Source organism: Salinisphaera sp. LB1 (assembly GCF_003177035.1).
Taxonomy (GTDB): Bacteria; Pseudomonadota; Gammaproteobacteria; order Nevskiales; family Salinisphaeraceae; genus Salinisphaera.
Genome location: NZ_CP029488.1, coordinates 2,267,448 through 2,294,122 on the forward strand (window position 1 = coordinate 2,267,448; position 26,675 = coordinate 2,294,122).

The 26,675-nt window shown below is 65.0% G+C and carries 26 protein-coding genes; 6 read left to right on the forward strand and 20 right to left on the reverse strand.

Features of this window, described 5'->3' with window-relative positions; translation table 11 throughout:
- Position 1 precedes the first annotated feature (1 nt).
- A complete protein-coding gene (locus tag SALB1_RS10245; RefSeq protein ID WP_109993774.1) occupies positions 2-1,423 on the reverse strand; it encodes a peptidylprolyl isomerase in 1,422 nt (473 codons plus the stop codon).
- Positions 1,420-3,789 (reverse strand): LPS-assembly protein LptD, encoded by a 2,370-nt coding sequence (locus SALB1_RS10250; protein WP_109993775.1) that lies wholly within the window; start codon positions 3,787-3,789, stop codon positions 1,420-1,422. The genes SALB1_RS10245 and SALB1_RS10250 overlap by 4 nt, the downstream gene beginning before the upstream one ends.
- Before the next feature lie 158 nt (positions 3,790-3,947).
- On the opposite strand from SALB1_RS10250, the gene SALB1_RS10255 reads away from it, so the two are divergent.
- The 4 genes from SALB1_RS10255 to SALB1_RS10270 all read left to right on the forward strand — a co-directional run bounded on the left by SALB1_RS10255 (position 3,948) and on the right by SALB1_RS10270 (position 7,257).
- Complete coding sequence (locus SALB1_RS10255; protein WP_255414374.1) at positions 3,948-4,925, forward strand: aminoglycoside phosphotransferase family protein; 978 nt, start codon at positions 3,948-3,950, stop codon at positions 4,923-4,925.
- A complete protein-coding gene (murU, locus tag SALB1_RS10260; RefSeq protein ID WP_109993777.1) occupies positions 4,922-5,587 on the forward strand; it encodes an N-acetylmuramate alpha-1-phosphate uridylyltransferase MurU in 666 nt (221 codons plus the stop codon). Before SALB1_RS10255 ends, murU begins: the two co-directional genes overlap by 4 nt.
- Before the next feature lie 111 nt (positions 5,588-5,698).
- Complete coding sequence (locus tag SALB1_RS10265; RefSeq protein ID WP_158590707.1) at positions 5,699-6,304, forward strand: DUF4398 domain-containing protein; 606 nt, start codon at positions 5,699-5,701, stop codon at positions 6,302-6,304.
- Positions 6,301-7,257, forward strand: a complete 957-nt coding sequence (locus SALB1_RS10270; RefSeq protein WP_109993779.1) for an OmpA family protein — start codon at positions 6,301-6,303, stop codon at positions 7,255-7,257. The genes SALB1_RS10265 and SALB1_RS10270 overlap by 4 nt, the downstream gene beginning before the upstream one ends.
- 142 nt (positions 7,258-7,399) lie before the next feature.
- Here the strand turns inward: SALB1_RS10270 and lexA are convergent, their stop codons facing one another.
- The gene (gene lexA / locus SALB1_RS10275; RefSeq protein ID WP_109993780.1) at positions 7,400-8,032 is read right to left on the reverse strand and encodes a transcriptional repressor LexA; all 633 of its coding nucleotides are present in this window, start codon (positions 8,030-8,032) and stop codon (positions 7,400-7,402) included.
- 152 nt (positions 8,033-8,184) lie between these two features.
- On the opposite strand from lexA, the gene SALB1_RS10280 reads away from it, so the two are divergent.
- Positions 8,185-8,709: a hypothetical protein gene (locus tag SALB1_RS10280; protein ID WP_109993781.1), complete on the forward strand. Its 525-nt coding sequence runs from the start codon at positions 8,185-8,187 to the stop codon at positions 8,707-8,709.
- Positions 8,710-9,191: 482 nt separating this feature from the next.
- Here SALB1_RS10280 and folE2 read toward each other — a convergent pair whose 3' ends face one another.
- Together folE2 and SALB1_RS10290 are read right to left on the reverse strand one after the other, a co-directional pair.
- Positions 9,192-10,055: a GTP cyclohydrolase FolE2 gene (gene folE2 / locus SALB1_RS10285; protein ID WP_109993782.1), complete on the reverse strand. Its 864-nt coding sequence runs from the start codon at positions 10,053-10,055 to the stop codon at positions 9,192-9,194.
- A 152-nt stretch (positions 10,056-10,207) separates the two neighbouring features.
- Entirely contained in the window at positions 10,208-10,549 is a 342-nt protein-coding gene (locus SALB1_RS10290; protein WP_109993783.1) for a histidine triad nucleotide-binding protein, read from the reverse strand.
- Between the two features lie 141 nt (positions 10,550-10,690).
- Here SALB1_RS10290 and SALB1_RS10295 point away from each other — a divergent pair, with 141 nt between their 5' ends.
- Entirely contained in the window at positions 10,691-12,703 is a 2,013-nt protein-coding gene (locus tag SALB1_RS10295) for an SDR family oxidoreductase (protein WP_109993784.1), read from the forward strand.
- 48 nt (positions 12,704-12,751) lie between these two features.
- On the opposite strand, the gene SALB1_RS10300 is transcribed toward SALB1_RS10295, so the two are convergent.
- The 15 genes from SALB1_RS10300 to radC form a co-directional block, all read right to left on the reverse strand.
- Positions 12,752-13,831, reverse strand: a complete 1,080-nt coding sequence (locus SALB1_RS10300; protein ID WP_109993785.1) for a 3-deoxy-7-phosphoheptulonate synthase — start codon at positions 13,829-13,831, stop codon at positions 12,752-12,754.
- A 207-nt stretch (positions 13,832-14,038) separates the two neighbouring features.
- On the reverse strand, positions 14,039-15,697 hold the full coding sequence (locus tag SALB1_RS10305; RefSeq protein ID WP_109993786.1) for a methyl-accepting chemotaxis protein: 1,659 nt from the start codon (positions 15,695-15,697) through the stop codon (positions 14,039-14,041).
- A gap of 240 nt (positions 15,698-15,937) precedes the next feature.
- The gene (locus SALB1_RS10315; protein WP_109993788.1) at positions 15,938-16,189 is read right to left on the reverse strand and encodes a GlsB/YeaQ/YmgE family stress response membrane protein; all 252 of its coding nucleotides are present in this window, start codon (positions 16,187-16,189) and stop codon (positions 15,938-15,940) included.
- 75 nt (positions 16,190-16,264) lie between these two features.
- The gene (locus tag SALB1_RS10320; RefSeq protein WP_109993789.1) at positions 16,265-17,077 is read right to left on the reverse strand and encodes an SDR family oxidoreductase; all 813 of its coding nucleotides are present in this window, start codon (positions 17,075-17,077) and stop codon (positions 16,265-16,267) included.
- Positions 17,074-17,508 carry a YkvA family protein gene (locus SALB1_RS10325; protein ID WP_109993790.1) on the reverse strand — a complete coding sequence of 145 codons (435 nt, stop codon included), beginning with the start codon at positions 17,506-17,508 and terminating at the stop codon, positions 17,074-17,076. Before SALB1_RS10325 ends, SALB1_RS10320 begins: the two co-directional genes overlap by 4 nt.
- Before the next feature lie 29 nt (positions 17,509-17,537).
- Positions 17,538-19,139 carry an FMN-binding glutamate synthase family protein gene (locus SALB1_RS10330; RefSeq protein WP_109993791.1) on the reverse strand — a complete coding sequence of 534 codons (1,602 nt, stop codon included), beginning with the start codon at positions 19,137-19,139 and terminating at the stop codon, positions 17,538-17,540.
- Between the two features lie 98 nt (positions 19,140-19,237).
- A complete protein-coding gene (gene mutM / locus SALB1_RS10335; protein WP_109993792.1) occupies positions 19,238-20,053 on the reverse strand; it encodes a bifunctional DNA-formamidopyrimidine glycosylase/DNA-(apurinic or apyrimidinic site) lyase in 816 nt (271 codons plus the stop codon).
- A 177-nt stretch (positions 20,054-20,230) separates the two neighbouring features.
- Positions 20,231-21,094 carry a hypothetical protein gene (locus SALB1_RS10340; protein WP_145961298.1) on the reverse strand — a complete coding sequence of 288 codons (864 nt, stop codon included), beginning with the start codon at positions 21,092-21,094 and terminating at the stop codon, positions 20,231-20,233.
- Positions 21,091-22,437 (reverse strand): GldG family protein, encoded by a 1,347-nt coding sequence (locus SALB1_RS10345; RefSeq protein ID WP_109993794.1) that lies wholly within the window; start codon positions 22,435-22,437, stop codon positions 21,091-21,093. Before SALB1_RS10345 ends, SALB1_RS10340 begins: the two co-directional genes overlap by 4 nt.
- A 10-nt stretch (positions 22,438-22,447) precedes the next feature.
- Positions 22,448-23,218, reverse strand: a complete 771-nt coding sequence (locus SALB1_RS10350; protein ID WP_109993795.1) for an ABC transporter permease — start codon at positions 23,216-23,218, stop codon at positions 22,448-22,450.
- Positions 23,215-24,159, reverse strand: a complete 945-nt coding sequence (locus SALB1_RS10355) for an ABC transporter ATP-binding protein (RefSeq protein WP_109993796.1) — start codon at positions 24,157-24,159, stop codon at positions 23,215-23,217. The genes SALB1_RS10350 and SALB1_RS10355 overlap by 4 nt, the downstream gene beginning before the upstream one ends.
- A 166-nt stretch (positions 24,160-24,325) precedes the next feature.
- Positions 24,326-24,481: a 50S ribosomal protein L33 gene (rpmG, locus tag SALB1_RS10360; RefSeq protein WP_109993797.1), complete on the reverse strand. Its 156-nt coding sequence runs from the start codon at positions 24,479-24,481 to the stop codon at positions 24,326-24,328.
- Between the two features lie 274 nt (positions 24,482-24,755).
- Positions 24,756-24,992: a 50S ribosomal protein L28 gene (gene rpmB, locus SALB1_RS10365; protein WP_109993798.1), complete on the reverse strand. Its 237-nt coding sequence runs from the start codon at positions 24,990-24,992 to the stop codon at positions 24,756-24,758.
- Between the two features lie 177 nt (positions 24,993-25,169).
- Complete coding sequence (locus SALB1_RS10370) at positions 25,170-25,856, reverse strand: outer membrane beta-barrel protein (RefSeq protein ID WP_109993799.1); 687 nt, start codon at positions 25,854-25,856, stop codon at positions 25,170-25,172.
- Positions 25,857-25,973: 117 nt separating this feature from the next.
- Positions 25,974-26,648: a DNA repair protein RadC gene (gene radC, locus SALB1_RS10375; protein WP_109993800.1), complete on the reverse strand. Its 675-nt coding sequence runs from the start codon at positions 26,646-26,648 to the stop codon at positions 25,974-25,976.
- Positions 26,649-26,675: the final 27 nt, after the last annotated feature.

Here is a 26,675-nt window from a genome sequence, read left to right on the forward strand (position 1 = left end):
GTTACGAGCCGGGCGTGCCGGGGGTGGGCTGGTAGTTCGGCATCCGGATATCGACGTAAGCCTCGTCGCGCAGCTTGCGCAGCCACAACTTGCCCTTTTCCCGGGCGCGCTTGCGCCCGAGCGCCTCGCGTGCCTTGTTGCGCTTGGCTTCCTGCGTTTCGTCGCGCTGACGACGGGCGATCAGCTTGATGATTTCGTAGCCGTCGTGGGTCTGGAAGATATGGCTGATCTCGCCCTTGTGGAGGTTCTCGATGTGTCGCCGCGTATCCGGAGACAGGCGGTTGAGCGGGATCCAGCCCACATCGCCGCCCTGGCGAGCGGTGCTCGAGTCGTCCGAATACTTGCGGGCGAGCGCGGCGAAGTCGGCGCCGGCAAGCAGACGTTGGCGAATTTGCTGGGCCAGCTTGCGGGTCCGCGCATCGCTGCGGATCTCGTTGGGTTTCAGGATGATGTGGCGGATATGCGCCTCGGTCACCATGACCTTTTTCTGATGGTTGTCGGACGAGTTGTTCTTGCCGCCACGCTCGTTTTCGAGCTTGAGTAGATACAGCCCGTCCGGTCCGCGGAATACCGGGCTGACCTGGCCGGGTTTCAGGCCGGCCAGCGCGCTGTCGAAACTGTCCGGCAGCTTGGCGCCCGAGACCCAGCCCATATCGCCGCCATTGGCTGCATTCGGACCCTGAGAGACCGAACGCGCGGCGTCGGCGAAGCTCGTCTTGCCCGACGTGATCTGCTTGCGCAGGGTGGTCAGCCGGTCGCGAACCACGCCCGCGGAGGTGGAATCCGAACCGGTGGTCACGTCCAGTTTGATCTGGCGCAGATGGTACTGGTGGTTGCGCGAAAAGCGCAGGGACTGGTTCTGCAGATAACGGTCGACGTCCTGATCGGATACCGACACCTTGCCCATGACCTCCTTCTGGCGAACCTTGGAGATCTTGATCTCTTCGCGCACGTGCTGGCGCACATCGGACATGCTCATGCCGCTCTGTTGGACCGCCTGGGTGAACTGCTGCAGATTCATGTTGTTGCGCTGGGCGATTCGCGACAGCCCCTGTTGCAGCTCGGCCTTGGAGACCTTGATGCCATCCTGATTGGCTTTCTGGATCTGCAGCTGGCGCATGATGAGTTGATCAAGCACCTGGGAGCGCAGCACGTTGCGCGGCATCTGGCCGATCTGGGCGGCGTTCTGCTGCTTGACCTGGGCGACCGCGGCATCCAGCTCGCTCTTGAGGATGACGTCGTTGTTGACCACGGCGACGATCTTGTCCAGCGACTGCGGCTTCTGGTTCTGGCTCGACATCCCGCCGAGCGAGAAGCTGTCGAGCCCGCCGCCTGCCCCCAGTTGCTGGGCGCTGGCGAGCGGTAGCGCGAGGACGAAGATGAGACACCCGATGACCGGGCGTAGTAGGGAGGGATATTTCATGGCGAACGGATCGTATCAAAGGTGCCGGTCGAGCGCGTTTGCGGCGTGGCGCTGAACATGTCGTGCTGCACGAACGACGACACGCTTTTGCCGAAGCGGCCCAGGCCGCGCAGCACGAACTGGAACATGATGGTGCTGTTCTGGTGGCTGTTGTAGTCCACATAGTGGCGCCACGCCAACCGCACCGCGTAACAGCAGGACGGGCGATACTCCAGTCCTGCGAGGGTCTCGATGTTTTGATGGCGCTTAAACGAATAGTTCCATCGGCCGATCACATCGAGCCGTGAGCCCAGCGGCGCGCGAATGCCGATGGCCGCCTGCGACAGGGTCTCGAACTGCCCGGGAATGAGCGTGGTCGCATACACGCGGCTGCCGTGACGGTCATAGGGCAGGCGCGTGACGGTGCGCGCCGGGCGGTAGTTGCGATAGTAGCGATAGCCGAGGTCGAGTTGATAACTGTCGCGATGGCCGATCGTGGCGGTCGCGATGGCGCGATCGATTTCCGCCGCATGCGCGTCGTAGCTGAGGGTGGCCCGCGTGGTGAACATGTCGGACGGCGAGAACAGGCCGCCGGCGACATAATCGGAGCCGTGCTTGTTATAGCCGGTGGTCCCGCTGTTGGGCAGTCCCACTCGCAGGTTGCGAAAACTGGTGACCCGGCCGAGATCGAACCGCGCCACGGTGCGCCCCGTATTCGGGGACACCAGATGCGAGCTCACCCCGACGGTGACCTGGTTGGCATCGCCGATGCGGTCGATGCCAGTGTAGCGATTGTCCGCGAACAACTGGTCGTAGTTGAGCGTGGCGCTGCTCGAGTCGAAGATCGGGATATTCGACTGGTTCTCATAGCCGACCAGCAGATACTGCATGCGCGGCTTGAGGGTCTGGATCCAGCCGTTGTCGAGCGTGCGCGAAAAGCGCAGGCCGGCGTCGGCCTTGAAGCTGGGAATTTCGCGGTTGATGGTGTTTTGGGTGGGTTGGACGTAGCGGTCACTGGCCGCGTACTGCAAATTGCTCAGGTCGTAGTGCGTAAGCCGATAGGCGGCTTCGCTGTTGGCGAACCAGCCGCCATGATCCACGCCCCAGACTAGGCGTGGGCGCAGGTCGGTACGGTAGGCGTCGATGCTTTGGTCGCGGCGGAAATCGGTGAACTGGGCGTCGAGACCGGCCTGAAACGGCGCCGTGGGCGTCAGCAGATTGAGCGTGGCCTGGGGCATGCGCCGGTACGGACGCGGGTCGAAGCGCCCGCCGAGGCCATTGAAATGATTGCGCAGGGTCTGAAAATCCTGTGCCAGCAAGGAGAATTTCATCCCGGGCTGGACCGCCGTGAGCTCGAAGCTGCGATCGAGCTGATACGTGGACGTATCCTCGAGGGTGTTCGACAGATCCCGGAAATAGTAGCGATCGGAAACCCGGTTGTACTTGGCCTGGATGCCGATATGTGGGGTGATCTGACCGGTATGCTCGAAGTGTTCGAGATCCCGTTCCGCGCCGTACTTGCTGTCGTACGGCAGCACCTGGCCATCGAATTCGCCTTTCTGGTGTGGCTTCAGATAGCGGAACTGGGCGCCGAGCTGAAAGCCGCGTTTGCTCATCACGCGTGGCGTCAACGTCGCGTCGTAGTTGGGTGCCAGATTAATGTAGTACGGCGTGGCCAGCTCGAAGCCGGTACGGCTGGCGGTGCCGAACGTCGGCGCCAGGAAGCCCGTATGGCGTTGATTGTCGATCGGGAAATTCAGATACGGCGTGTACAACACCGGCACGCCGTAGATCTTCATGATGGCGTTATGGGCCACCCCGCGTCCGCTCTGACGATCGATATCGATACGGCGGGCCGACAGCAGCCAGGCCTTGGTCGGGCCGGGGCAGGTACTGTAGTCGGCGTCGTGTAGCCGGTAACGGTTATCGCCGAGCGAGTTGACGCGGGCGGCTTTGCCGCGTGCGCCCGAATCGAGCACCGAATAATGCGTGCCGTCGAATTCGCCGGTACGCCGGTCGATGTTGATGTTGCCCTTGTTGGCGGTTAAGTACAGCCCGTCGCGCAGATATTTCAGGCCCCCATGCGCGGTTGCTTCCGACGTCTTGCGGTTGTAGCGGATGTAGGGGGCTTCCAGCGTCTGCCTGTTGCGTTCAAGATGCACGTGGCCCTGGGCGGTTGCGATGTCATGGGCCATGTTGGCCTGATCGGCCACGAGTGTGGACGCATTCCCCGCAGCCGGTAGACTCAGCGGCGGCGGGGCGATCGGGCAGCTCTGCGTATTCGTGCCGGCGGCCGCCAGTACCGCCGGGGTATAGATCAACGCGCCGGACAGCGCCCAGCCCAGCACCCCGGCGCGTGTCGCGCAATGCAATTTGAAATGAATCACGGCGGGATGTCACACCAATTAGCACCGGCTCATGCCGCGACGCCATCAAGCGCCCCGCGGGCCGGCCGAAATCATTGTATTCGCAAGCAATGCCCCTTCGGTCTGCGATTATGCGCACCGCGGCGCGCCCTCGCAACGCAAGCCGGGACAGCGCGCGCATGAATTCGGCCGTGGATCGACGCTACGATCAGCTCGTGGCATGGCTCGTCGCACGCATCGGCGGCCCGTTGGCATGGGAAACCGTATCGGCCGATGCCAGCCGTCGGCGTTATTTCCGCGCCCGGCGGGGTGGCCGGAGCTGGATCGCGGTGGATGCGCCACCGGAATACGAGAACGTGGCCGCGTTTGTGGCCGTGGCCCGCCTGCTGCACGAGGCGGGACTCAACGCGCCGCAGGTTCTTCATCATGACGCAGCGCTCGGGTTCATGTGCCTGAGCGACCTCGGCGATCGGACCTATCTGTCGGTGCTCGACGACGACAATGCCGATGCCCTGTTCGGCGCCGCCGTCGGTGCGTTGCTCGACTGGCAGGGGGCCAGCCGGCCGGGTGTGCTGCCGGACTACGACCGGGCCACATTCGCGCGCGAGATGGCGCTGTTCAAGCAGTGGTACATCGCCGGCGAACTGGGCCACGAGCTGAGCGCCCGTGACGACCGGGCAATCGACGGCGCCTTTGATTTCATTCTCGATCGACTGGCGACCCAACCCCCGGTCTACGTCCATCGCGACTACATGCCGCGCAACCTGATGGCCTGCCAGCCTCTGCCCGGCGTGATCGATTTTCAGGATGCGCGCTACGGCCCCGCCGCCTATGACGTCGCCAGCCTGTTCCGCGATGCGTTCGTCAGTTGGCCGGCCGCGCGTGTGGACGGCTGGATCCGGCACTACTGGGACGGCGCGATCGGGCGCGGCCTGCCGGTGGCCGCGGACTGGGCGAGCTTTCGTGAAGACATTGCCCTGACCGGCGCCCAGCGCCATCTCAAGATCCTTGGCCTGTTCGTGCGTATTGCGCGGCGTGATGGCAAGCCACGCTATGCTGATGACCTGGACCGGTTCCGCGATTATCTGCGTCCCGTGGTCGCCGGCTTCGACGAGCTGGCGCCGCTGGGCCCGTTCATTGAAGCGAGAGTGCGATGAAAGCCATGATTCTGGCCGCCGGCCGCGGTGAACGGCTCCGACCGTTGACCGATCGCGTGCCCAAGCCGCTGATCGACGTGGGCGGCCAGCCCTTGATCGGGCATCATCTGCGCGCGCTTGCCGCGGCGGGGCTCGGCGAGGTCGTGATTAACGTCGCGTATCGCGCCGCACAGATCCAGCATGCGCTGGGTGACGGGCGCCGCTATGGCTTGCGCATCACCTACAGCCTCGAACAGCCCGGGGCGCTGGATACCGGCGGCGGTATCGCCAATGCACTGCCGCTGCTCGGACCGGCCCCGTTCCTCGTGATCAGCTCGGATGTATTCAGCGACATCGACTACGGCGCGTTGGCGTCGCAACGCGCAGGCGCCGAAGCGCATCTGGTGCTGGTTGATAATCCGGCACACCATGCCCGTGGCGATTTCGGCCTGCGCGGCGAGCATGTAGTCGATGCGGCGCCGCGACTGACCTACGCCGGGGTCGGCGTCTTTGCGCCCCACTGGTTCGGCCGGCGCAGCGAGACGTGTTTTCCGCTATCGACCGTGCTTCGCGAAGCGATCGAGGCCGATCGTGCCGGCGGTGAGCATCACCGCGGGCGCTGGATCGATGTCGGCCGGCCGAGGGCGCTGGCCGCCGCGCGACAGGGCTTGAGTGCCGCCTGAGCGCGGTGCATGCCGGCGCGTTTTTAGTATCTGGCGGCCACGCTGCTAGAATCCCGCCCTTGAATGTCCGTGGCTCAAGGCCACGCGCCGAAGCGAACAGGGAGATCCCGAATGTCGGCCAGTCATCATCGGTGGTTCCGCCACCTGATTGCGGGTGCTGCAATTGCGGCATCGGCCGCGGGCGCCGGCTGCGCGAGCCAGCGTGCCGCGCACCCCCACATCCATATGCCCGACCAGAGCCTGCTGGACCCGGCCACGCAGGCTTTGAACAAGGCGGTATCCGTGCATGCCGATCAATTCGCGCCGCGCATTGTGGACAGTGCGCGGCGGCGCATTACGGTTGCCCGCGACATCCTGTTCAAGGCGGCCAAGAAAGATCGTTCGCTGACACCGGCCGAGCACGATCGTGTCCAGACCCTGGTCCAGCAGGCGCGCCTCGACGCGCGCGCGGCGCTGGTCAAGACCCAGGCCGGCGCGGTCCAGAACCAGATCAGTCAGTTGCAGGGCAACAGCAGCAGCAACGGCAGCGGCAACGGCAACGGCAACGGCAACGGCAGCGAAAACAACGGCTACAACCGCAACGGCAGCATTGGGGCGCCGGGCCCCGGCCGCATCGGCGGCAACAGCACGAAGGGCGGCCAGCAGCCTGCACGCCCGGGCGCGCCGCTCGGCCAGGGCGCTATGCCGGGCCACGGTATGCTAGGGGGAATGCGATGAAGCGTCTGATCGTAATGGGTGGGCTGACTGCGGTTTTGCCGCTGTTCGCCGGTTGTGCGGTGTTCGAATCCAGTCCGGTGCCCCCGTCGCCCTCACTGACCGGGGTCAAGGCTCAGAATGCCGCCTGGCATGATGCCATTCATCGCAGCCCCCACGCCGGAACGCCGACCTTCGGGCCCCTGTCCGACGCCGAAAGTGCCGTCCAGAGTGCCGAGGCCCAGCAGCAGGTCAAACATTTCGATAGCCAGTCGCTGACCCAGGCGCAAAAGTCGTTGACGCAGGCAAAGAACGATTGGCAGGCGATCGCGAACAAGAAAAAGCGTAGCGATGATGCCCTGGCCAAGGTGGCCAATGAAGCGCACCGGGCGCAGCGTCTGGCCCAGATCGCGCAATATACGGCGCAGCGCGAGGTCGGGCTGAAGCAGCTCCATCAGTTGCAGGCGCAGCAACGGCAGCAGCAGCAGGCGACAGCGTCTTCAGGTAGCGTCAGCACACAGGATCTCGCCGGCAAGCGCGTGGTTCCCGACATGCTGGGCAGCCTGCATTTCCAGAGCGGTACCGCCCGTCTGACCGAGGCGTCGCATCCGGTCATCGGCCGGCTTGCCAAGCTCGCCAAGGCACATCCGAAGCTCGGTGTGGCGATCTTCGGCTTTACTGACAACAGCGAGCCGCCCGCCAATCGGCTGCAGGCGTTCGTCAATTCCAATCCGAAGCTGAAGCAACAGCATCCGAGCCATAAGCAGAAGGTTCAGGCTTATCATCAAGGCCTGTCCGATGCCCGTGCGCGTGATGTTGCCCAGCTGCTGGTCCAGGCGGGTGTCGACCCGCATCGGATCGGGGCACGGGGCATGGGGGCGACCCATCCAGTGGCGTCGAACGACACGGCCTCGGGCCGCCAGAAGAACGAGCGTGCCGAGGCCGTGATGGTGCCGCTCAAGCACAAGGGCAGCTGATCGCGGCGACGCAGCGGCAGAGGCGGCGAAGGCGTCGCCTCTGTTCACATGGCTGTCGACCTGCCGGCGGCCGGCGTTGCGATCAGGCCTACCGCTGCGGCCGCTATGTGTCGACGGCGACGCGCGGTCCGGGGAGCGGCGATCAGACCGAGCGCACGATGCCGACGGCAAGCCCTTCCAGGGCGAAGCCATCGCGCTCGGGGTCGACCTGGATATCGGCGTACGCCGGGTTCTCCGCCTGCAGGCGTACATGGTTACCGTCGCGCTGGAAGCGCTTCACCGTAACTTCGTCGTCGATCCGGAATACGCCGATCTGACCGTTGCGGATCTCGCCGCCGGTTTTCACCCCGAGCAGATCGCCGTCGAGAATACCGGCGCCAATCATGCTGTCGCCGCGCACGGTCAACAGGTAATCCGCCGGCGCCGAGAACAGGCCGGGCGAGATACTCACGCGGCGCTCCACGTTTTCCACGGCGAGCACGGGCGCCCCCGCAGCTACCCGGCCAATAACCGCCAGGGTATCGCTGCTCTCGGACGGTTCATCGTCGGCGTTGTCGTTGGCCGCCTCCACCAGGCGAATCCCGCGACTGCGCCGTGAGCCGAGTTCGATCACCCCCTTGCGCGCCAGTGTCTGCAGATGCGCCTGCGCGGCATTGGCCGACGCGAAGCCGAGCGCGTCGGCAATCTCCGCCCGTGTGGGCGGGGCGCCGGTACGCTTGAGGGTGGCTCGAATGAAATCGAACACACGTTGCTGCTTGGGTGTGAGCTTTGTCATGCTGTAAATATATCCAGCAACAAGGTGTGCGTAAAGCGTCCCCCTCCATTGACTGCGCCAGGACCGGCCCCTAGATTCATTGATGTTGCGCTGCAACATGCGTGGAACGACTCAATCGGGCTGTACGCCCACAGATCGCCGGAGGGCCGATCATGATCATCCAGGACATCGCATCGAATTTGCATCAGCGTGTTGAATGGGCCGGCCAGGCTTATCGCGGCGTCCGCCGGGCCTGGCGCGATACTCAGCGCGAGGCCATGGCCGTCGTCACGCACAACAGCCGCTCGGTCGCCAATACTGAAATCGGCGCGGCCAAGAATATCTATACCTCCGCCCAGGCGGCGTTTCGGCGCGCCCGGCGGGACGGCCTGCGCAAGGTCGCGCAAAGACCCGGGCGCTATGTGCCGGCCGGGCGCAAGCAGATGGTCGCGGCCTATCGCGCCACGCTGAAGCTTCTTGACCGAACCCGTTCGGAACTGACCGAGGTCGCCAGCGGCGGCTATCAGCAGATCACCGCGCAATTGGCCGGCTCGGCGGAGCCGTCGAGCGAGCAGGGCAAACGGTCTCCCGGGGCCGCACGCAAGCGCCCGGCGAAGCGTTCCGCCGAGGCGGATGCCGGAGCGGCCAAGTCCCGGCGTACGACCCGCAAGCCCACGTCGCCGCCGACCGCGACCTGAGCCGGCAACGGCACCGTTCCGTGAACGGCCGGCGGGCTCGTGAAACGGACCCGCCGGTTGCTCGCGGCGCGTGCTGCAGCGCCCGATCCCGGCACAGGCCGCGGTCGCATGCGCTTGCCGATGTCAACCGGGCTTCGAATCCAACGCAGGCGCTCAGCTTGCGCGCTGGTCCATATCCCGCTCGATCATCGCATAGGCGGAATGGTTGTGGCTGGACGAGAAGTCGGCCGACTCAGCGACGTCAGAGCAGGGCTCCCGCGGCGAGTGCCGCGGGATGCGTTTGCCGATGTCAACCGGACTTCGAATCGATCGGAGGCAGTCAGCTTGCGGGCAGGTCCTTGTCGCGTTCGATCATCGCGTAAGCCGAATGGTTGTGGCTGCATGAGAAGTCGGTTGTCTCGGCCACTTGAGCAGGGCTCCCGCGGCGAGTGCGCGGGATGCGTTTGCCGATGTCAACCGGACTTCGAATCGACCGGAGGCAGTCAGCTTGCGGGCAGGTCCTTGTCGCGTTCGATCATCGCGTAAGCCGAGTGGTTGTGGATGGATTCGAAGTTCTCCGACTCCACCCGATAACTGCGGAAACGATCGTCGTCGTTCAGCCGCGTGGCGATATCGCGAACCACATCCTCGACGAACTTCGGATTTTCGTAGGCCCGCTCAGTTACCGCCTTCTCGTCGATGCGCTTCAGGATGCCGAACAATTCACAGGAGCCTTCGGATTCCGCGATGTCGATCAGCTCCTCGGCCCAGAAAAAGGCATTCGCCTTGACGCGGATCGTCACCAGCGATCGCTGGTTGTGGGCGCCATAGTCGGAGATATCCTTCGAGCAGGGACAAAGCGTGGTGACCGGCACCTTGACCTCGACATGCATGTCGGTGTGCCCGTCGACCCGATCGCCGATGAAGGTGACTTCGTAGTCCATGACCCCCTTTTCGCCCGTGATCGGTGCGTACTTGTCGACGAAGTACGGGAAGGTCATCTCGATGTGGCCGTTGTCGGACTCAAGCCGCTCGGTCATCTCGCCGAGCATGGTCTTGAACGATTCGAGCGTGATCTGGTGTTCGTGGGCGTTGAGGATCTCCACGAAGCGCGACATGTGCGTGCCCTTGAACTCATGGGGCAGATTCACGTACATGCCGAATGTGGCAACCGTGGACTGATGGCCGCCAACACGCTGGGCGATCGACACCGGATGCCGGATATCGCAGATACCCACTTTGTTGATGGCCAGGTTGCGGGGGTCGGCCCGGCCCTGGACGTCTTCGATATCCTCGGCCGCGGCGCGGCCGTGGCCGCGCGGGCCGAGCGCATCGGCATGAGTAGCAGATTTTGCGGTCGTGCTCATTGACTGTTCGTGCTCGGGGAAAGAGAGGCTGCCGGGACGGGGCTCGTGAGCGGGATCCCGGCGTCGTCTCCGGGCGGGACGCCCGCGACGAAGTTACCAATATGACAATAAAGCTAAACAGAAAAAAAACAAGTCTGCTGTGGGGCGGGCGATCAGCCCGGCGGCCACTGGAAGCCGCGTCCGCCCAGTACGTGCAGATGCATGTGGAACACGGTCTGGCCCGCTGCTTCGCCGTTATTCATCACCAGCCTGAAGGCGTCCCCGTAGCCTTCGTCGCGTGCCACGCGGCGCGCCACAAGCATCAGGTGGCCGAGCAGTTCGCCGTCTTCCGCCTCGGCATGAGCCAGCATCGCGATCGGCTTTTTGGGGATCACGAGTACGTGGAGCGGCGCCTGGGGGTTAACGTCGCGAAAGGCCAGACACTGATCGTCCTCGAACACGATGTCGGCTTCGATCTCGCGGTTGATGATCTTGCCGAAGATAGTCTCGCTCATAGTGTCACCGATTCGGGCATGGGGGGAACTATTCTGTCAGATGGGGGCGGGTGTCGGCAGGTATTGGCGTGGCCGCTCGCTTAGCCTAACGTAGTGTGCCAGATGAGCAGGGCACCGGTTCCAAACAGAGAGCGATAATTGATGAAATATCTGGTCACCGGTGCGACCGGCTTTATCGGACGGTTTCTGGTGGCGCGCCTGTTGGCGCGTCGCTCGGCGACCGTCTACGTGCTCATGCGTCGGGCCAGCGCGGGGAAAATGGAGGCCCTGCGCGAGGCGCTGGGCGCCGATTCGGAGCGCCTGATTCCGGTCTGGGGCGACATCACGCGGGAGGGCGTGGTCAATGCGGCCGCGCGCGCCGAGCTGGCCGGCACCATCGATCATGTTTTTCATCTGGCCGCGGTGTACGACATGAACATGAGCGATGCCCAGGCCGATCGCGTCAATAGCGGCGGTACGGCCAACATGGTGGCGCTGGCCCATGCTTTGGCCAACGAGAGCCGCCGCAAGCCGGTGTTCCATCACATGTCTTCGGTGGCGATCGCCGGTGCCGACTATGAAGGCGTGTTCAGCGACGACATGTTCGATGTCGGCCAGCAGCTGGAGCACCCTTACTACCGTACCAAGTTCCAGTCCGAGGCGATCGTGCGCGAGCACGCGCAGGTGCCGTGGAAGGTGTATCGGCCGGGCATGGTGGTCGGCGATTCCAGGACCGGTCAGATCGACAAGGTCGACGGGCCATACTATTTTTTCCCGGCGATCAAGGCGCTGCGCGACCGCTTGCCGAAATGGCTGCCGCTGCTGGGCATCGAGGGCGGCCTGATGCCGGTGGTCCCGGTGGATTACGTGGCCGAGGCCATGGCGCACATCGCCCACAAGCGCTCGGGCCATGGCAAGGCCTATTTCCTGATCCAGCCCGATCCGCCGACGGCCGGTGCGATGCTGAAGACTTTCGTGCGCGCCGCACACGGCCCCGATGTCATCCACAACCTGCCCAGCCAGCAGTGGTCGGCGGCCACCGAACGCCAGGTCAAGCAACTCGCCGGGCGTCTGCCCTTGGCCGGCTGGCTCGAAAAGCGTCTTTCAAAGACCCTGGGCGTGCCGTTGTCGATCCTGGGCTACATCAACAACCGCGCGATTTTCGATGATGCCAATACGCGCGCGGCGCTGGCCGGCAGCGGGATCCGATGTCCGAAACTGCCGGATTACGCCGAGACGCTCTGGCGCTACTGGGAGATGCATATCGACTGCGACGTCGAGGTGCCGGCCACGCTGGTGCGGCGTGTTTCGGGCCGAGTGGTGGTGATCACCGGGGCGTCCAGCGGCATCGGCTTCATGACTGCGAAGAAGATGGCGCGGGCCGGTGCAACCGTGTGCATGATCGCGCGTAATCCGGACAAGCTCGAAGAGACCCGGGCCATTGTCGAGCGCATGGGTGGGCGGGCCTTCGCCTATTCCTGCGATCTGTCGCGTCTGGAGGCGATCGACGAATGCACGGCCACGATCCTGCGCGATCATCGGCACGTGGATATTCTCATCAACAACGCCGGCCACTCGATCCGGCGTGCGGTGTTCGAGTCGTTGGGACGCTTCCACGATTACGAACGCACCATGCAGCTCAACTATTTCGGCGCGATCCGGATGATCTTCAATCTGCTGCCCTCGATGGCCAAGCGCCGGGCGGGGCATATCATCAATATCTCGTCGATTGGCGTGCTGACGAACGCGCCGCGGTTCTCGGCTTATGTGGCCTCCAAGGCCGCCCTGGATGCCTTCTCGCGCTGTCTATCGCCCGAGGTGGCCTCGCGCAACATCGACCTGACCACGATCTACATGCCGCTGGTGCGCACCCCCATGATTGCGCCGACCAAGCTTTACGACTATGTCCCGGCGCTCACGCCCGAACAGGCCGCCAACATGATCGTGGCCGCCGTCATCGATCGGCCCAAGAGCATCGCCTCGCCGCTGGGTACCACCGCCCAGGTCAGCTATGCCGTGTGGCCGAAGCTCAACGACTTTGTGCTGCACAAGGCCTTTCACATGTTCCCGTCGTCCCGGGCTTCGCGCGGTTACGCCGGGCGCAACGCCCAACCGGAAAAGCCCGACATTCGCGCGCGGTTGCTGGCCGCCATTCTGCCCGGCCCCTACTGGTAAAAAAAAACCGCCTTTCGGCGGTTTTTTATTGGTGCGCATAGCGGCCGCTCAGTAGTCGTCGTCGCCGTTGCGCAGGCCGCGCCGCTCGGCCACTGCGTGTGCCAGTTCCTCGAGCAGCGTCTGCGTATCTTCCCAGCCGAGACAGGCATCGGTGATCGATACGCCGTAGTCCGGTTTCACGCCCGGCACCAGTTTCTGGTTGCCTTCCCGCAGATGCGATTCGATCATTACGCCGAAGATCGCCCGGCTGCCGGCGGCAATCTGGCCCGATACGTCGTCGCCGACCTCAAGCTGCTTTTTGTGCTGTTTGCGACTGTTTGCGTGCGAAAAATCGATCATCACGCGGGCGGGCAGGTCGGCCTGGCCGAGCTGGGCCACGGCGCCGGCCACCGAGTCCGCATCGTAGTTCGGCCCGTTATTGCCGCCACGCAGAATCAGGTGACTGTCGGCGTTGCCAGCGGTGGCAAAGATCGCCGACCGGCCTTCCTTGGTCAGTGACAGGAAGTGATGCGGGTGACCGGCCGCGCCCACGGCGTCGACCGCAATCTTGATCGAGCCGCCGGTGCCGTTCTTGAAGCCGACCGGGCAGGACAGCCCCGAGGCCAGCTCGCGGTGCCCCTGCGATTCGGTGGTCCGTGCGCCGATTGCGCCCCAGGACACCAGATCCGCCAGATATTGCGGCGTAATCAGGTCGAGAAATTCCACGCCGGCGGGTATGCCCTGGTCGGCCAGCTGCGAGAGCAGGTTACGGGCCAGACGCACGCCCTTGTTGATCTTGAACGAATCATCCAGATCCGGGTCGTTGATCAGACCCTTCCAGCCGACGGTCGTGCGCGGTTTCTCGAAATAGACGCGCATGACGATCAGCAGCTCGCCCGCGTACTTCGAGCGGGCTTGTTTGAGTTTCTCGGCGTATTCGAGGGCGGCGTCCACATCATGAATCGAGCAGGGGCCGACCACGACCACCAGGCGGTCGTCCTCGCCGGCGAGGATCTTCTGAACCCCGGATCGGGCCTCGAAGACCGTGTTGGAAGCAGCCTCCGAGACAGGCAGCTCGGCCAGCAAGGCCTCGGGCGAGATCAATTCCTGAATGCCTTTGATACGCAGGTTGTCGGTTTCGTGTTTCATGGCCCTAATCGCGGTAAAAACGGCGCTCTGAGCGAGCCCGGCGAGTCTAGCAGACCTGTGCCGCGCAGACCGGGCTGTACTTGCCCGGCACGCCGCTCCGGCTGCGGTGCCGGAGCGGCGGCGCTTTCGTGTCGTGGCCTGGGCCGGGTAGGGGCGCAACCGCGCGAGGGCGCGGCCGGCAGACAATGTGGCCGGCCGCGCCTGCGCTTACGCGGTCGTGAATGCCGCGTCCGCGACGCGGAATCGATCCACCGTCTGTCGCAGTTCGCCGGCCTGATCCTTGAGCGACTGCGAGGCGGCCGAGGCCTGTTCCACGAGGGCCGCGTTCTGCTGGGTCACCTCGTCCATCTGGGTGACGGCCTGATTGACCTGCTCGATGCCGCGCGATTGCTCGGTCGATGCGGTCGAGATCTCGGACATGAGCGTGCGCGTCTGCTCGACGTGTTCGCCCAGCGTATCCATGGAGGAGCTCGCCTGATCGACACGCTCGGCCCCCGTATGAGCGCAGGATACCGAGCGCTCGACCAGGCCGGAGATGTTCTTGGCGGCATCGGCGGAGCGGTGGGCCAGCTTGCGAACTTCGCTGGCCACGACGGCGAAGCCGCGACCGTGCTCGCCGGCACGTGCCGCCTCGACCGAGGCGTTGAGCGCCAGTAGGTTGGTCTGGAAGGCGATGTCGTCGATCAGTGTGGTGATCTGCGAGATTTCGTCGGCGCCCTGCCGGATCTCGCTCATTGTGTTGACCACTTCGCCGATCAGGCGCCGGCTGTCTTCCAGTGCATGGCTGCTCTTGGTGGCGAGCTCGCTGGCGTTGCTGGCGTGATCGGCGTTGTTGGATACGGTAGAGGTGAGCTCTTCCATGCTCGCCGCGGTTTCCTCCAGCGACGCGGCTTGCTGCTGGGTCCGCGTCGACAGGTCGGCGTTGCCATCGGCGATCTCGCCGGCCGCACTGTCTATAGATTCGCTGCCCTGGCGAATGCGCGCGATCATGGCGGCCAGGTCGCGGCGCATGGCTTCCATGCTGGCCATGAGGCTGTTGGCGTGGCGCTTGGCGATCTCGGTGGATTGACTGAGGTCGCCGGTCGCCATGCGATCGAGCTGGCGGCGTGCCTCGTAGGTCTCACCGCCCAGTTCGCGATAAATGTTGCGGGCGATGACGATGAAAATCAGCATGATAATCAGGGTGAAGCCGCCGAGCGTGGCGCTGTAACGGATCAATTCGCTCACGAATGTCGCGTGCAGATCATCGATGTAGACCCCGGCCGCGATATCCCAGCCCCAGGGCTTGAATTGCGTGACATAGCTCAGCTTCGGCAATTCCGGCCCGGTTTTGCTGCGTTGCGATGAATAGTAGACGTAGCCTGCGCCGTTCTTGCTGGCGGCGTCGCTGAGCTGGCGGTAGACGTGAACGCCGTTGACGTCCTTATAGTCGCCCATGTTCTGGCCAGCCTTGTGGCGCGGGTGCCAGATGATGTTGTCGTCGGAGTCGAAGACGAAAACATAGTCTTTGTGGTTGGCGCCAAAGCGCATGTTCGACAGGGCCTGGATCGCCCGCTGCTTGGCCTGCTTTTCGCTCATTTCGCCATTGGCGGCGCGTTTTTCGAAACCGGCGATCATGGTTTCGGCCATGGTCACGGTGTTACGCAAACCCGCCTTTCGGGAGGAATAGATTTCCGAGCGCACGTTGTGGCCGAATATTGCCACGATGCCGATGGCCAGCAAGAGCAGAAAAATCAGCGCAATGCCAATCTTGTACTTGAGCGGCCAACCGCGGGCGACCGTGGGTTCGCCCTCGGTGTGTGGTGTGCCGCGGTCAGCCTCGTCAGAGACTGGGTTGATCGCGAGATCCCATTGGGTTGTAGCCATTCATCTCCCCTTCGCCTTGCCGATGCAATATGTTCGATGCCACGTAATACATCGGCGGTACGGCGCGCGACTTGAGCGGGCCGTACCGGGCGAAAAGCAGGACGGGGGCGATATCGGTCGGGTCGGCGGATTGGCCGGGTCGGGTGGTATCTCGTTCAGCCATGACAAGCGCCTGATGCGCGAGTGTGGCGCCGAACAAGGCAGCCTTTCGCATGCACGGCCGACGCCCTGTATCCGCGACTAACGCCGGGCGACCAGCCGATACAGGAGTAGCAGAATGACCGCCCCGAGAATGGCGATGATGAAACTGCCGATATTGAATCCGGTCACGCCGCCGAAGCCGAGTATGCCGCCGATGAAGCCGCCGATCACCGCGCCGACGATACCGATGACGATGGTGACGATGATGCCGCCGGGGTCGTCGCCGGGCATGATCAGTTTCGCGATGGCGCCGGCGATCAGGCCGAATATGATCCAGGCAATAATGCCCATGGCTGCGGTTTCCTTGGCAACGGTTCGAGTGGCCTGGCCACTTTGGGCCCGGAGCGATACGGGCGCAAGCCGCGATCAGCCGCCGCGTCGGTAGCGTGCCTTGGCGCGTCGGCCCTTGGCCGCCAGCACCGGGCGCAGCGCGCGCGGCAGGGCTGGAAACAGGCTGCCGAGGGTGGTCATGATGCGGGTCGAGGTGGGGCGGGTGCGTTCCACGCGTCCGTCGGCGATGCAGTCGAGCACCAGGTCGGCGATCTGTTCGGGCGTGCTCATGGGTTGTGAGAACGTCAGGTCGGTGACGGCGTCAATGTCGGCGAGAATGAAATCGGTCGCGATCGGCCCGGGCGAGACCACCGACACGCACACGCGCGTGCCGCGGCATTCCTCGGCCAGCGCATAGGTCAGCGTTCGCAGGCCGGCCTTGGTCGCCGAATAGGTGGCACTGCCGGGCACCGGCATGCGCCCGGCTACCGAGCCGACGTTGACGATCGCGCCGCGCGCGGCGGCGCGCAGATGGGGCAGGGCAGCGCGCGACAGCACCACCGGCGCGCGCAGATTCACATCCACCATCGTGGCCAGATGAGCCGCGCTCTGGTCGGCGAAATCGCCGCGATGATGGGCGCCGGCATTGTTGATCAGGACATCCAGCCCGCCGAGCGCGGCAACCGCGCTTTCAACCAACTCGACGCAAGCGCCCGGCGTGGCCACATCCGCGGGGCAGGCGATGGCGCCAATCTCATCGGCAACGTGCTGCAGGCGATCGGCACGGCGTGCGGCGACCACCACGCGCGCGCCGGCCGCCGCGAGTTGTCTCGCCACGGCTTCGCCGACGCCCGAGGACGCGCCGGTGACCAGCGCCCGCCGGCCGCGCAAATCGTGGGCGGCGCTCATTCCACCGTGTGCATGGAGCGGCGATGGCTCGGTCGCCCGAACCAGTCGTCGAGCTTGGCCGTGGCCCGGCGCCGCACGCCGGCGTCGATATATTGCGAGATGGTGGCCACGGCGAGCGTGAGCGCCCCGAGATCGTCGGTGAAGCCATAGCCGACCAGCCAGTCGGGAATGGCGTCGAACGGCAGGATGAAATAAGCGAGCGCGCCGTAGGCCGTCGCCCTGGCCCAGCCCGGTGTATCCGGTCGTTGGGCGGCATAGTGCAGCCAGAGCGCTTTTTCCAGCAGCTCGTAGCCGGCGCGTTTGAATACCCGCGACATCTTGGTCCAGAAGCGCGTCTCGGAATACTGGCCGGCGTAGGCGCGCAGCGCGTCGGGCGTATCGGGCGCGCCGGTTTGCGGATCGTCGCGGCGGTGCGATCGGAACCAGGCCATTGATACAACTCCTTCGCCGGTGGCGGCGATCAGGCGGCGTGGCTACGGGGCAGGAAGCTCTCGGCCTGGGCCCGCGCCCAGGCGGTTTCATAGCGCCCGCGAGTGGCCGGCGCCACGAGCAGTTCACCCGTCTTGAGGAAACGATACACCTGATCGGCGCTCTGAATCTCGGAATCGCGCGTGCGCCGGCACAGATGCTCCGGCGCAAGTTGGGCCGGATGATCGAGCCCGACCGTGGCCACCACTTCCTGCATCGCCGCCACTGTGGCCTTGTGAAAATGATAGACGCGCTCGGCTTTCTCCGGCACGACCACCGCGCGTTGGCGCCAGGGGTTCTGCGTGGCCACGCCGGTCGGACAGCGGTCGGTATGACAGGACTCGGATTGCACGCAGCCGACCGCGAACATGAAGCCGCGCGCCGAATTGCACCAGTCCGCGCCCAGCGCCATGTTGGACGCCATGCGAAAGCCCGACGTGATCTTGCCGGAGGCCCCGATCTTGATGCGCTCGCGCAGGCCGGCGCCCACCAGCGTGTTATGCGCCCAGACCAGGCCCTCGCGCAGCGGCGTGCCGACGCTGTCGACCAGTTCCAGTGGCGCCGCGCCGGTGCCGCCCTCGGCGCCGTCGACGACGATGAAATCCGGCGTGATACCGGTCTTGAGCATGGCCTTGGCCAGACTCATGAACTGCCAGCCGTGGCCGATGCACAGCTTGAAGCCGACCGGTTTACCGCCGCAGCCCTCGCGCAGATCGGCGATGAATTCCATCATCTCGATCGGGGTGGAGAACGCCGTGTGATAGGGCGGCGAGTTGCAGGTCTGACCGACCGGTACGCCACGTGCCTCGGCGATCTCCTGGGTGACTTTGCGGCCCGGCAGCACGCCGCCGTGGCCGGGCTTGGCGCCCTGCGACAGCTTGATCTCGACCATCTTGACCTGGTCGTCGCTGGCGCGATCGACGAACTGAGCGCGATCGAAGGCGCCATCACGGGCTCGGCAGCCGAAATAACCGCTGCCCAGTTCCCAGATCAGATCGCCGCCGAATTCCTTGTGATGGCGCGAGATCGAGCCTTCCCCGGTGTCGTGGGCGAAGCCGCCGAGCGCTGCGCCCTTGTTGAGCGCGCGAATGGCGTTGGCTGAAAGCGAGCCAAAGCTCATCGCGGAAATATTGAGCGTCGAGGCGGCGTAGGGACGGCTGCAGTCCGGGCCGCCGATATGCACGCGCGGCGGCGTCTCGGCCGGCGCACGCGCCGCTATGGAATGTGCCAGCCACTCGTGACCTTCGGCGTAGACGTCGAGTTCGGTACCGAACGGATCGGCGTCGTTGGCGCCTTTGGCTCGGGCATAGACCTGGCTGCGTGCCTCGCGGGAAAACGGGGTGGCCTCGGTGTCGGATTCGATCAGATACTGACGGATCTCGGGCCGGATCGATTCGAAGAACCAGCGAAAATGCGCGAGCAGCGGATAGTTGCGCAGCAGTGTGTGTTGGGCCTGCAGGAGATCGTGCAGGCCGATGGCGAGAAGCAGGCCCGATACGATGAAGAACCACGCGAAATAGCGCGGTGCCACGAAGGTCAGGCCGGCGAAAACGCCGGTCGCCACGAAGGCCGCAACCAGTCCTGTATAGCGCATTAGCGAGCGGTGATACGTCGATTATCGATCAACTAGACTAGTCCGTGTCTCGCTGACCTGTCACCTGCCTTCGCGACCTGGAATCGAGAGGATGCGACTCAGGTCTGGCAGATAGGACAGAAGAAGGTGCTGCGCTGGCCGATCACCTCGCGCCGGATGGGCCCGCAGCCGCGCGGACAGGGCCGGCCTTCGCGGCCGTAAGCGGCCAGTGACAGCTGAAAATAGCCGGTATCGCCATCCACGCCGATGTAATCGCGCAGCGTCGTGCCGCCCACCGCGATCGCCTCGCCGAGCACGCGTTTGATGGCGACGGCGAGTGCCTCGTAGCGCGATGCGCTGATGCGTCCGGCCGCGCGGCGTGGATGAATGCCGGCCGCGTGCAGCGCTTCCGAGGCATAGATATTGCCGACGCCGACCACCACCGTGGCATCCATGATGAAAGCCTTGACCGCGGTCCGCCGGCCGGACGAGCGCGTCTTCAGCCAGGCGCCGTCGAAATCGTCCGACAACGGCTCGGGGCCGAGCCGTGCCAGCAGCGGGAACGCCTGCGGATCGCCCGTGAGCCAGAACAGGGAGCCGAAGCGGCGGGCATCGTTGAAGCGCAGTGTCGTATCGTTTTCGAGCACGATATCGACATGATCGTGCGTTTGCACCGGCGTATCGGCCGGCACCACCCGCAGTCGGCCGGACATGCCGAGATGCAGGCAGACATGCCCGGTATCGGCGGCGAACAACAGGTATTTGGCGCGGCGACGAACGCCGTGAATCATCTGGCCGGGCAGGTCGCACGCCAGCGCCGCCGACACCGGCCAGCGCAACTGCGGCTGGCGGACGATCACCGTGCGCACACGTTGGCCGGCCACATGCGGTTCCACGCCCGCGCGGGTGGTTTCGACTTCGGGGAGTTCGGGCATGCCGATATTCTGGCATGAGCCGCGCGCAAGAGCAGGCGATTGCCTGCTTGTCGACCCGTCGATGCGCGCAGTACAAGTGCGGTTCGGTTCGAGACGACGGGCGTGGTTGATCGGGTAGGCGAACGGTTCCTTTGAGGCTGCGGATAAAAATCGTCGTCGATCAATGCCGCCGAGACGTCAAAGTCCGGGATGCCGGATCTCGAGCAGCGGGCCGATGCGATTGCCGGCCAGGTGATAGTCCACGCCGAGTGCCGGATCGCGCAGGATCAGGTTGGGGGCGCGTTCGATGATGTCGAGATGGCGCGGCGGGCTGTGTTCGAACACGAGCGTGACGCGCGCCAGGCGCTGGCGGCTTTGGTTGGCCGGCACGACGGTCAGCGCCCGGGCGCGCTGCCAGGCCTGCCGCGTCGCCGCGACGGCCGCCGCGCTGCGCTGACCGGCCGGTTGGGCGTGCCAGTCGCCATGCGTGTCGCGATCCAGCGTGAAATGCGGCAACACCAGTTTCTTGAGTTGTCGATGTGGCGGCACCAACGCCGGCGAGATCCAGTGCGTCCAGCCCCATTGCAGACCGGACAGATCCGGCAGGGCGGCGATCAGCAGATCGTGCGGCGTGCGGACATAGCGGCTGCCCGGGCTCGGGCCGCGTCCGCCGATATCGATCGGTGTCTGCCGGTTGAACTGCACCACCAGCGCCGGGTTCTTCAGGCCGGTGGTTGCCGGGTCGATGGCATCGGGCGCATAGCGATGCCGGGCATGCCGGCCGAGCAATGACAGCACGGCCTGTAGATGCAGCCGGTCGACCGGGGCGTCGACCGGCGCGGTGAGATGCCAGGGGGCCTGCGGGCCATCGCGCTGGAGCATGATCAGGTCGCTGCCGTGGCGGACGCGGATGCGGGCGACCCGGGTCGGCGCGAGTGTGCTGATGCGCGGGGGCTGGGTCGTGCGCGGGCCGGGCGGCGCCCGGTAGGACCACCACAACGTGGCGGCGAGGCCCGCCAGCACCAGCAGCAGAATCGCGATCAGGGCGAGGCGTCTCCTCATCGGCGTCGCCGCCACCACCAGCGCGCCACACCGAACCCGAACAACGTACCCGGCAGGCCGACCACGAACACCCACCAGAACGTGGAAAGCCGCGCCGGCGCCATCTGCAGATGCGCGCCCGGCGCCTTGGGCACGTCGACGGCGATCTGGGCGTCACGGCCGGCCAGCCATTGGAAGATGGCGAGTGCCAGCGTGCGATTACCCAGGTCAGGCAAGTGCCCGTTGTCCATGAAATCGCTGTCGGCGACGACGACTGCGCGTTGTTGATCCGGGTCGCGCGCGGGCTGGTTCGGCGCGCCGGGTTGCGGCCGGCTCAGTGCCAGGCCGAAGGTCAGTGGTCCCGCGCGATCGCCATGATCGGGCTGGAAACTGATGCTGCCGCGGTCGAGTGAGCCGGTCTCGAGCCAGCTTCGGGCCGGCGAGCGCAGAAATGCCTGCGAGTGCCAGGACGAGTTCGCCAGCGGCGACAGCGCGCCAGCGAAGGCGAAAACGGTGATCTGCTTCAGGTTCGCGGTGATCGGCGTGTCCGGGTAGTTGGCGACCAGCGCCATCGCCGGGCTGCCGGTGCCGAGCTTGCGGAAGTCCGGATAGACGAGTGTGCCGTCGAGCCAGTGGATGCCGAGATCCTGGGCCAGCGGCGTCAGACCGTAGCGTGGCCCCGGGTCGTCCGCCCAAAGCAGGTTGCCGCCCCGCTTGACGTAGGCGCGGATCATGTTGATCTCGCCCGGTAGCAGGTCGTGTTGCGGCGAGGCGATCACCAGTACCGCGGTGTTGTCCGGAATGGCGCCGGCCTTGACCAGATTCACCTGCCGGACCTTGAGGCCCTGGTTGTCGAGCGCGGCGGCCAGTTTGGAATAGCCGGCGGTGGTTTTCGCGTCCGGGTCGCGCTCGCCGTGGCCGGTCAGGAACACGATCCACTTCGTGCCGCCCGGCGACAGCCGCTGCAACGCATGGGTCACGCTGGCTTCCGAATAATCGGTGAGTGTCTGTTGCCGGCCGTGGTACCGCACGACCACGGCGCCGTCCTGGCCGATGCCGAGCCTGCGCACGGTCGTCGGATGCCGGGCCGGGTCGGCGAAGTGCAGGTGGATGCGGGGCGACGCCCGGGTATAGCGGGCCAGTTGCTGGCGCACATCGTGGCGTTGTGGTCCGGGGTAGATATACGCGCTGAAATCGATCGGGCCGTCGTCGAGCGCGCCGATCACGCGCTGGCTGGCCGAGGTCAGGCTGTTGCGATTGCCGGCGGTCCAGTCGGTGGTGACGGCATAGCGCTGGGCCAGCCAGCCCGCGGCCACAGCCACCAGCGCGATCAGAAGCATGGTCAGGTAGGTGCTTGCGCGCATGCCCGGCGTCTCAGCGTCGTTCGGCGTCGAGACGCACGATGGTCAAGGCCAGGAAGGCGACGATGAAGATCGCGAAGTACAGCACGTCGGCCGAGGAAACGAGGCCGTGCAACAAGGTGTCGTCGTGGCCGATGGGCGAAATACCGCCAGCGAGTCTGCCGATATCGAGCGTGGCGCCGAACACGCTCGGATGCCAATCGATACTGGCCACGGCATAAATCAGCCACAGCAGCATGAGGGCCGCCAGGCTGATCACGGCGGCCAATGTGGGTTCGCGAGTCAGCGCCGAGGTGAACAGACCGAGCGCGGCGAACGCGCCCATCACCAGCCAGAGGCCGAGCAGGCCGGCGGCGATCACGCCCCAGTCCAGCGGCGTGAACAGGATCAATGTGGCGGGCAGCGTGCCGACCAGGAGCGCGCTCAGCGTGAGATAGCCCATCATGCCGGCGAACTTGCCCAGCACCAGCTCGGTGGCGGAGGCCGGCGCGGCCAGCAGCAGTTCCAGCGTGCCGTTCTTTCGTTCCTCGGCGAACGCCCGCATCGTCAGCAGCGGCACCACCAGCAACATAATGAGGGTGGTAAAGCGAAACAGGCCGGCACCGACCATTTCGGAGACGCCGTCGTAGGCATCGAGATGTTGCGGGTTGAGCGAGATATCGGTCAGCGACATCACGAACAACACGCCGGCCAGCAACTGGGTGAAGCCGAGCAACGCCCAGGCCAGCGGCGAGGCGAACAGCCGCGTCGCCTCCAGCCGCGCGATCGCGAGCGCGCCGCTCATGACGCGGCCCTGCCGGTGTCGTCGCCGGCACTGATCACGCGCATGAAGCGTTCCTCCAGGCTGGTCGGCCGGGCGGCCAGCATCTGCAGGCCCCAACCGTGGGCCACCGCGTGTTCGGCCAGGGCGACGCGGATATCGTGGCCGTCGGTTGGGCGGATCAGCCAGCGGCCATTGCCGGCTTCGCGCACGTCGGCCACATCCGGAAGGGCGGCCAGGGTGGCGGCGTCCGGGCCGTGCGCGAGGCCGATTTCCAGCCAGCTCGCATCGGCGGCCAGCTCTGCGCGGCTGGCCGACAATGCCAGCCGGCCGCGGTCGACGATCACGATGTGCGACGCCACGGCCTGGATCTCGCCCAGGATATGGCTGGAAATGATGACGCTGTGTTCGCGGCTCAAGCGGCCGATCAACGCGCGCACGCCGATCAGCTGAGACGGGTCCAGCCCGGCGGTCGGCTCATCGAGGATGAGCACATCCGGGCGATGCACGATCGCCTGGGCCAGGCCTACGCGCTGGGCATAGCCCTTCGACAGTGCGCCGATGAGCCGGCGGCCGACATCGGTCAGGCCGCAATCGATCTTGGCGGCCTCGATCGCTGCCGCGCGCCGCGCGCGCGGGAGGCCATGCAGCCGGGCCGCAAAGCGCAGATATTCGTCGACCGTAAGCTCGGGGTAGACGGGCGGCCGTTCGGGCAGATAGCCGAGATGTCGCTTGGCCGCGCGCGGGTTGTCCGCCAGGTCCGCGCCGGCAATCGCCACGCGGCCCGCGCTGGGTGCGAGCGTGCCCGCAAGCATGCGCAGGATCGTGGTCTTGCCGGCGCCGTTGGGCCCGAGTACACCCAGCACGTCGCCCGCGGCGAGCCTCAGTTCAATATCGGCGACCACGCGCCGGCCGCCGTAATCGCGCGCCAACCCCTGCGCCGACAACAGCCAATCGCTTTCCATGTCTCCTCGCCAAGCAGCGAGCCGGCACACCCACAGGCCATGGCTCAAAGATCGCCAGTCTAACCAAAGGCCGGGCCGGCGGGCTGTTACGTCACGGAAAAGGCTGGGGCCGGACACGAAAAAGCCGGCGCGAGGCCGGCTTTTCCTGCAAGCAATCGCGATGCGGTTACTTGATCTTGGCTTCCTTGAAGACCACGTGCTTGCGCGCCTTCGGGTCGTACTTCTTCATCTCGAGCTTGTCGGGACTGTTCCGCTTGTTCTTGTACGTGGTGTAGAAGAACCCGGTGTCCGCGGTCGAGACCATGCGAATTTTTTCGCGCATTATGGAACCTCTGATTTATTCGTACACGGATCGCGTCTGAGTCTCGAGCCGTTCGTCTGTGAGGCGCCCGGCGAAGCGCCGTGGCAGGACCCACGGTCGAGACGGGCAACGCTGCAGGCGGGCGGCTCGGGCCAGACCCTTCGGGCCGGCTTTGCGCGCGCGTCTGAGCAGCGTCATTCGTCGTTCATTTACTGTAAAGTAAACCTCTCTCCTCATTCCTCGCCAGACGCGCGCGCAAAGCCGGCGCGACCGCGTACGAATGAATCAGAGGTTCCTAAACCTTCTCCCCGCGCTTACGCAGATCGGCAAGCACGCTTTCGATGCCTTGACGGTCGATGATACGCATGCCCTTGGATGAAACCCGAAGACGCACATAGCGTTGTTCGGCCTCAACCCAGAAACGGTGCCAGTGCAGATTGGGCACAAAGCGCCGCTTGGTCTTGTTGTGGGCGTGCGAAACGTTGTAACCGGTAATCGGCTTTTTGCCGGTTACCTGACAAATCTGGGACATGCTTGATCTCCTGGTCGCGCGCAAGTCGGCGTCGGCGAGCCGCGTATTTAAGCATTTAACGCATCGGCGTACAACCGCCGCCGCGCAGTTTTTTTCCGGGCAACGGAAACACCCCGCGAGGCGGGGTGTTCCGGACCGTCGCAGGCGGATGCGGCGGCCGAGCGTGCAGTCTACAACCTAGAAGGTGTAGCGCACGCCAACATTGACTTCGTTGTGGAAGTCCTGGTTGTTCGAGCCGATGTTCAGGTCCGAACGATCGTAACCCGCGGTCAGGGCGTAATGCTGATCCGGGTCGAGGTAACCGACCAGTTGCACGCCATACTTGAAGCCGTCCGGCTTGCCGTAGTCCACGCCGTCAACGGACAGTTCGCCGTAGTCGACATAAGTGGCGTGCGGATTGATCTCGACCTGCGGGGCGACCATCCAGCGCAGCCCGGCCGTGAGGCCGAAGCCCGTGCCGGTGACGTCCCGGGTGCCGACGGTGTTGTAAAGACCCAGGCGCTCGTAGTTCACGGTGCCGTAGTAGCCAATACCCGTGCCCTTGCGGCTGCCGTAGTCGTAGAAGCCCTGGGCACCCACGCCGAAGAACGCGCGGTTCACGTCCTCGCCGCTGTGATCGACGTCCAGACGGTCGTAGCCGCCCTGGACGATTATGTGGGACGGCAGCTGGTAGGAGCCCCGGAAGCCGAAGCCATTGAAGTCGTGCCCGGCGCCGGCGAGGTGGCCGGTCGGGATGTAATCACCCTGAAGATATGTGTAACCCGGGCCATCGGTTTGTGTCGTGGACGTCAGAAAACTCGGCGCCGCCATGGCAGAGGCGGCGGGGAGCATCGTGGCGCCCAGGATAAATGCGGCTTTTTTCATTTCTTTCTCCAAACTTAACAATCAGATAGGGGGATCCGATCGCCGGAGACATTATGAAGCCGCGGCTAAATTGTCAATAAAAAATTAAACAATCATTACGATAGCGTTTTGTGTATTTTACATCATTCCTCGCTCGGCGAGGCTGGTCGTCGCTTCGCGGGCGAGGATGACGTGGTCCAGCACACGGATATCGACCAGTCCCAGCGCGTCGGCCAGGCGTCGGGTGATGTCCCGATCCGCCGGGCTCGGCTCGGCGACACCCGATGGATGGTTGTGCGCCAGGATCACCGCCGCGGCATTGTGTGCCAGCGCGGCCTTGACCACTTCCCGCGGGTAGACCGCCGCGCCGTCGATCGTGCCGCGGAACAACTCCTCGAATGCGATCACGCGGTTTCGGTTGTCCAGAAACACGCAGGCGAAGACTTCGTGCTCGGATCGGGCCAAGTGCAGCGCAAGGTAGGCACGGGTGGCTGACGGATCGCTTAATACATCGCGATCGCGAATCGTCTCCCCGGCATGGCGTCGTGCCATTTCCAGAACCGCCTGCAGCTGCACGTACTTGGCTTCGCCGAGCCCGCGACCGGCGGTGAAACTCGCGCGGTCGGCGGCCAGCAGGGCATCGAGGCTGCCGTAGTCGGTGAGCAGGCGCCGGGCGAGATCGACCGCGCTCATGCCGGTCACGCCGGTGCGCAGAAAGATCGCCAGCAACTCCGCGTCCGACAGCGCGGCGGCGCCGCGTTCGAGCAGTTTTTCGCGTGGCCGCTCCGTGGCCGGCCAGTCCGTGATACGCATTCTCATCCCCGTCTGTCGTTGTTCGAC

Coding starts and splice junctions, on each gene's coding strand:
- SALB1_RS10245 (WP_109993774.1), bottom strand. CDS start 1,423: ATGAAATATCCCTCCCTACTACGCCCGGTCATCGGGTGTCTCATCTTC.
- SALB1_RS10255 (WP_255414374.1), top strand. CDS start 3,948: ATGAATTCGGCCGTGGATCGACGCTACGATCAGCTCGTGGCATGGCTC.
- murU (WP_109993777.1), top strand. CDS start 4,922: ATGAAAGCCATGATTCTGGCCGCCGGCCGCGGTGAACGGCTCCGACCG.
- SALB1_RS10265 (WP_158590707.1), top strand. CDS start 5,699: ATGTCGGCCAGTCATCATCGGTGGTTCCGCCACCTGATTGCGGGTGCT.
- SALB1_RS10270 (WP_109993779.1), top strand. CDS start 6,301: ATGAAGCGTCTGATCGTAATGGGTGGGCTGACTGCGGTTTTGCCGCTG.
- lexA (WP_109993780.1), bottom strand. CDS start 8,032: ATGACAAAGCTCACACCCAAGCAGCAACGTGTGTTCGATTTCATTCGA.
- SALB1_RS10280 (WP_109993781.1), top strand. CDS start 8,185: ATGATCATCCAGGACATCGCATCGAATTTGCATCAGCGTGTTGAATGG.
- folE2 (WP_109993782.1), bottom strand. CDS start 10,055: ATGAGCACGACCGCAAAATCTGCTACTCATGCCGATGCGCTCGGCCCG.
- SALB1_RS10290 (WP_109993783.1), bottom strand. CDS start 10,549: ATGAGCGAGACTATCTTCGGCAAGATCATCAACCGCGAGATCGAAGCC.
- SALB1_RS10295 (WP_109993784.1), top strand. CDS start 10,691: ATGAAATATCTGGTCACCGGTGCGACCGGCTTTATCGGACGGTTTCTG.
- SALB1_RS10300 (WP_109993785.1), bottom strand. CDS start 13,831: ATGAAACACGAAACCGACAACCTGCGTATCAAAGGCATTCAGGAATTG.
- SALB1_RS10305 (WP_109993786.1), bottom strand. CDS start 15,697: ATGGCTACAACCCAATGGGATCTCGCGATCAACCCAGTCTCTGACGAG.
- SALB1_RS10315 (WP_109993788.1), bottom strand. CDS start 16,189: ATGGGCATTATTGCCTGGATCATATTCGGCCTGATCGCCGGCGCCATC.
- SALB1_RS10320 (WP_109993789.1), bottom strand. CDS start 17,077: ATGAGCGCCGCCCACGATTTGCGCGGCCGGCGGGCGCTGGTCACCGGC.
- SALB1_RS10325 (WP_109993790.1), bottom strand. CDS start 17,508: ATGGCCTGGTTCCGATCGCACCGCCGCGACGATCCGCAAACCGGCGCG.
- SALB1_RS10330 (WP_109993791.1), bottom strand. CDS start 19,139: ATGCGCTATACAGGACTGGTTGCGGCCTTCGTGGCGACCGGCGTTTTC.
- mutM (WP_109993792.1), bottom strand. CDS start 20,053: ATGCCCGAACTCCCCGAAGTCGAAACCACCCGCGCGGGCGTGGAACCG.
- SALB1_RS10340 (WP_145961298.1), bottom strand. CDS start 21,094: ATGAGGAGACGCCTCGCCCTGATCGCGATTCTGCTGCTGGTGCTGGCG.
- SALB1_RS10345 (WP_109993794.1), bottom strand. CDS start 22,437: ATGCGCGCAAGCACCTACCTGACCATGCTTCTGATCGCGCTGGTGGCT.
- SALB1_RS10350 (WP_109993795.1), bottom strand. CDS start 23,218: ATGAGCGGCGCGCTCGCGATCGCGCGGCTGGAGGCGACGCGGCTGTTC.
- SALB1_RS10355 (WP_109993796.1), bottom strand. CDS start 24,159: ATGGAAAGCGATTGGCTGTTGTCGGCGCAGGGGTTGGCGCGCGATTAC.
- rpmG (WP_109993797.1), bottom strand. CDS start 24,481: ATGCGCGAAAAAATTCGCATGGTCTCGACCGCGGACACCGGGTTCTTC.
- rpmB (WP_109993798.1), bottom strand. CDS start 24,992: ATGTCCCAGATTTGTCAGGTAACCGGCAAAAAGCCGATTACCGGTTAC.
- SALB1_RS10370 (WP_109993799.1), bottom strand. CDS start 25,856: ATGAAAAAAGCCGCATTTATCCTGGGCGCCACGATGCTCCCCGCCGCC.
- radC (WP_109993800.1), bottom strand. CDS start 26,648: ATGCGTATCACGGACTGGCCGGCCACGGAGCGGCCACGCGAAAAACTG.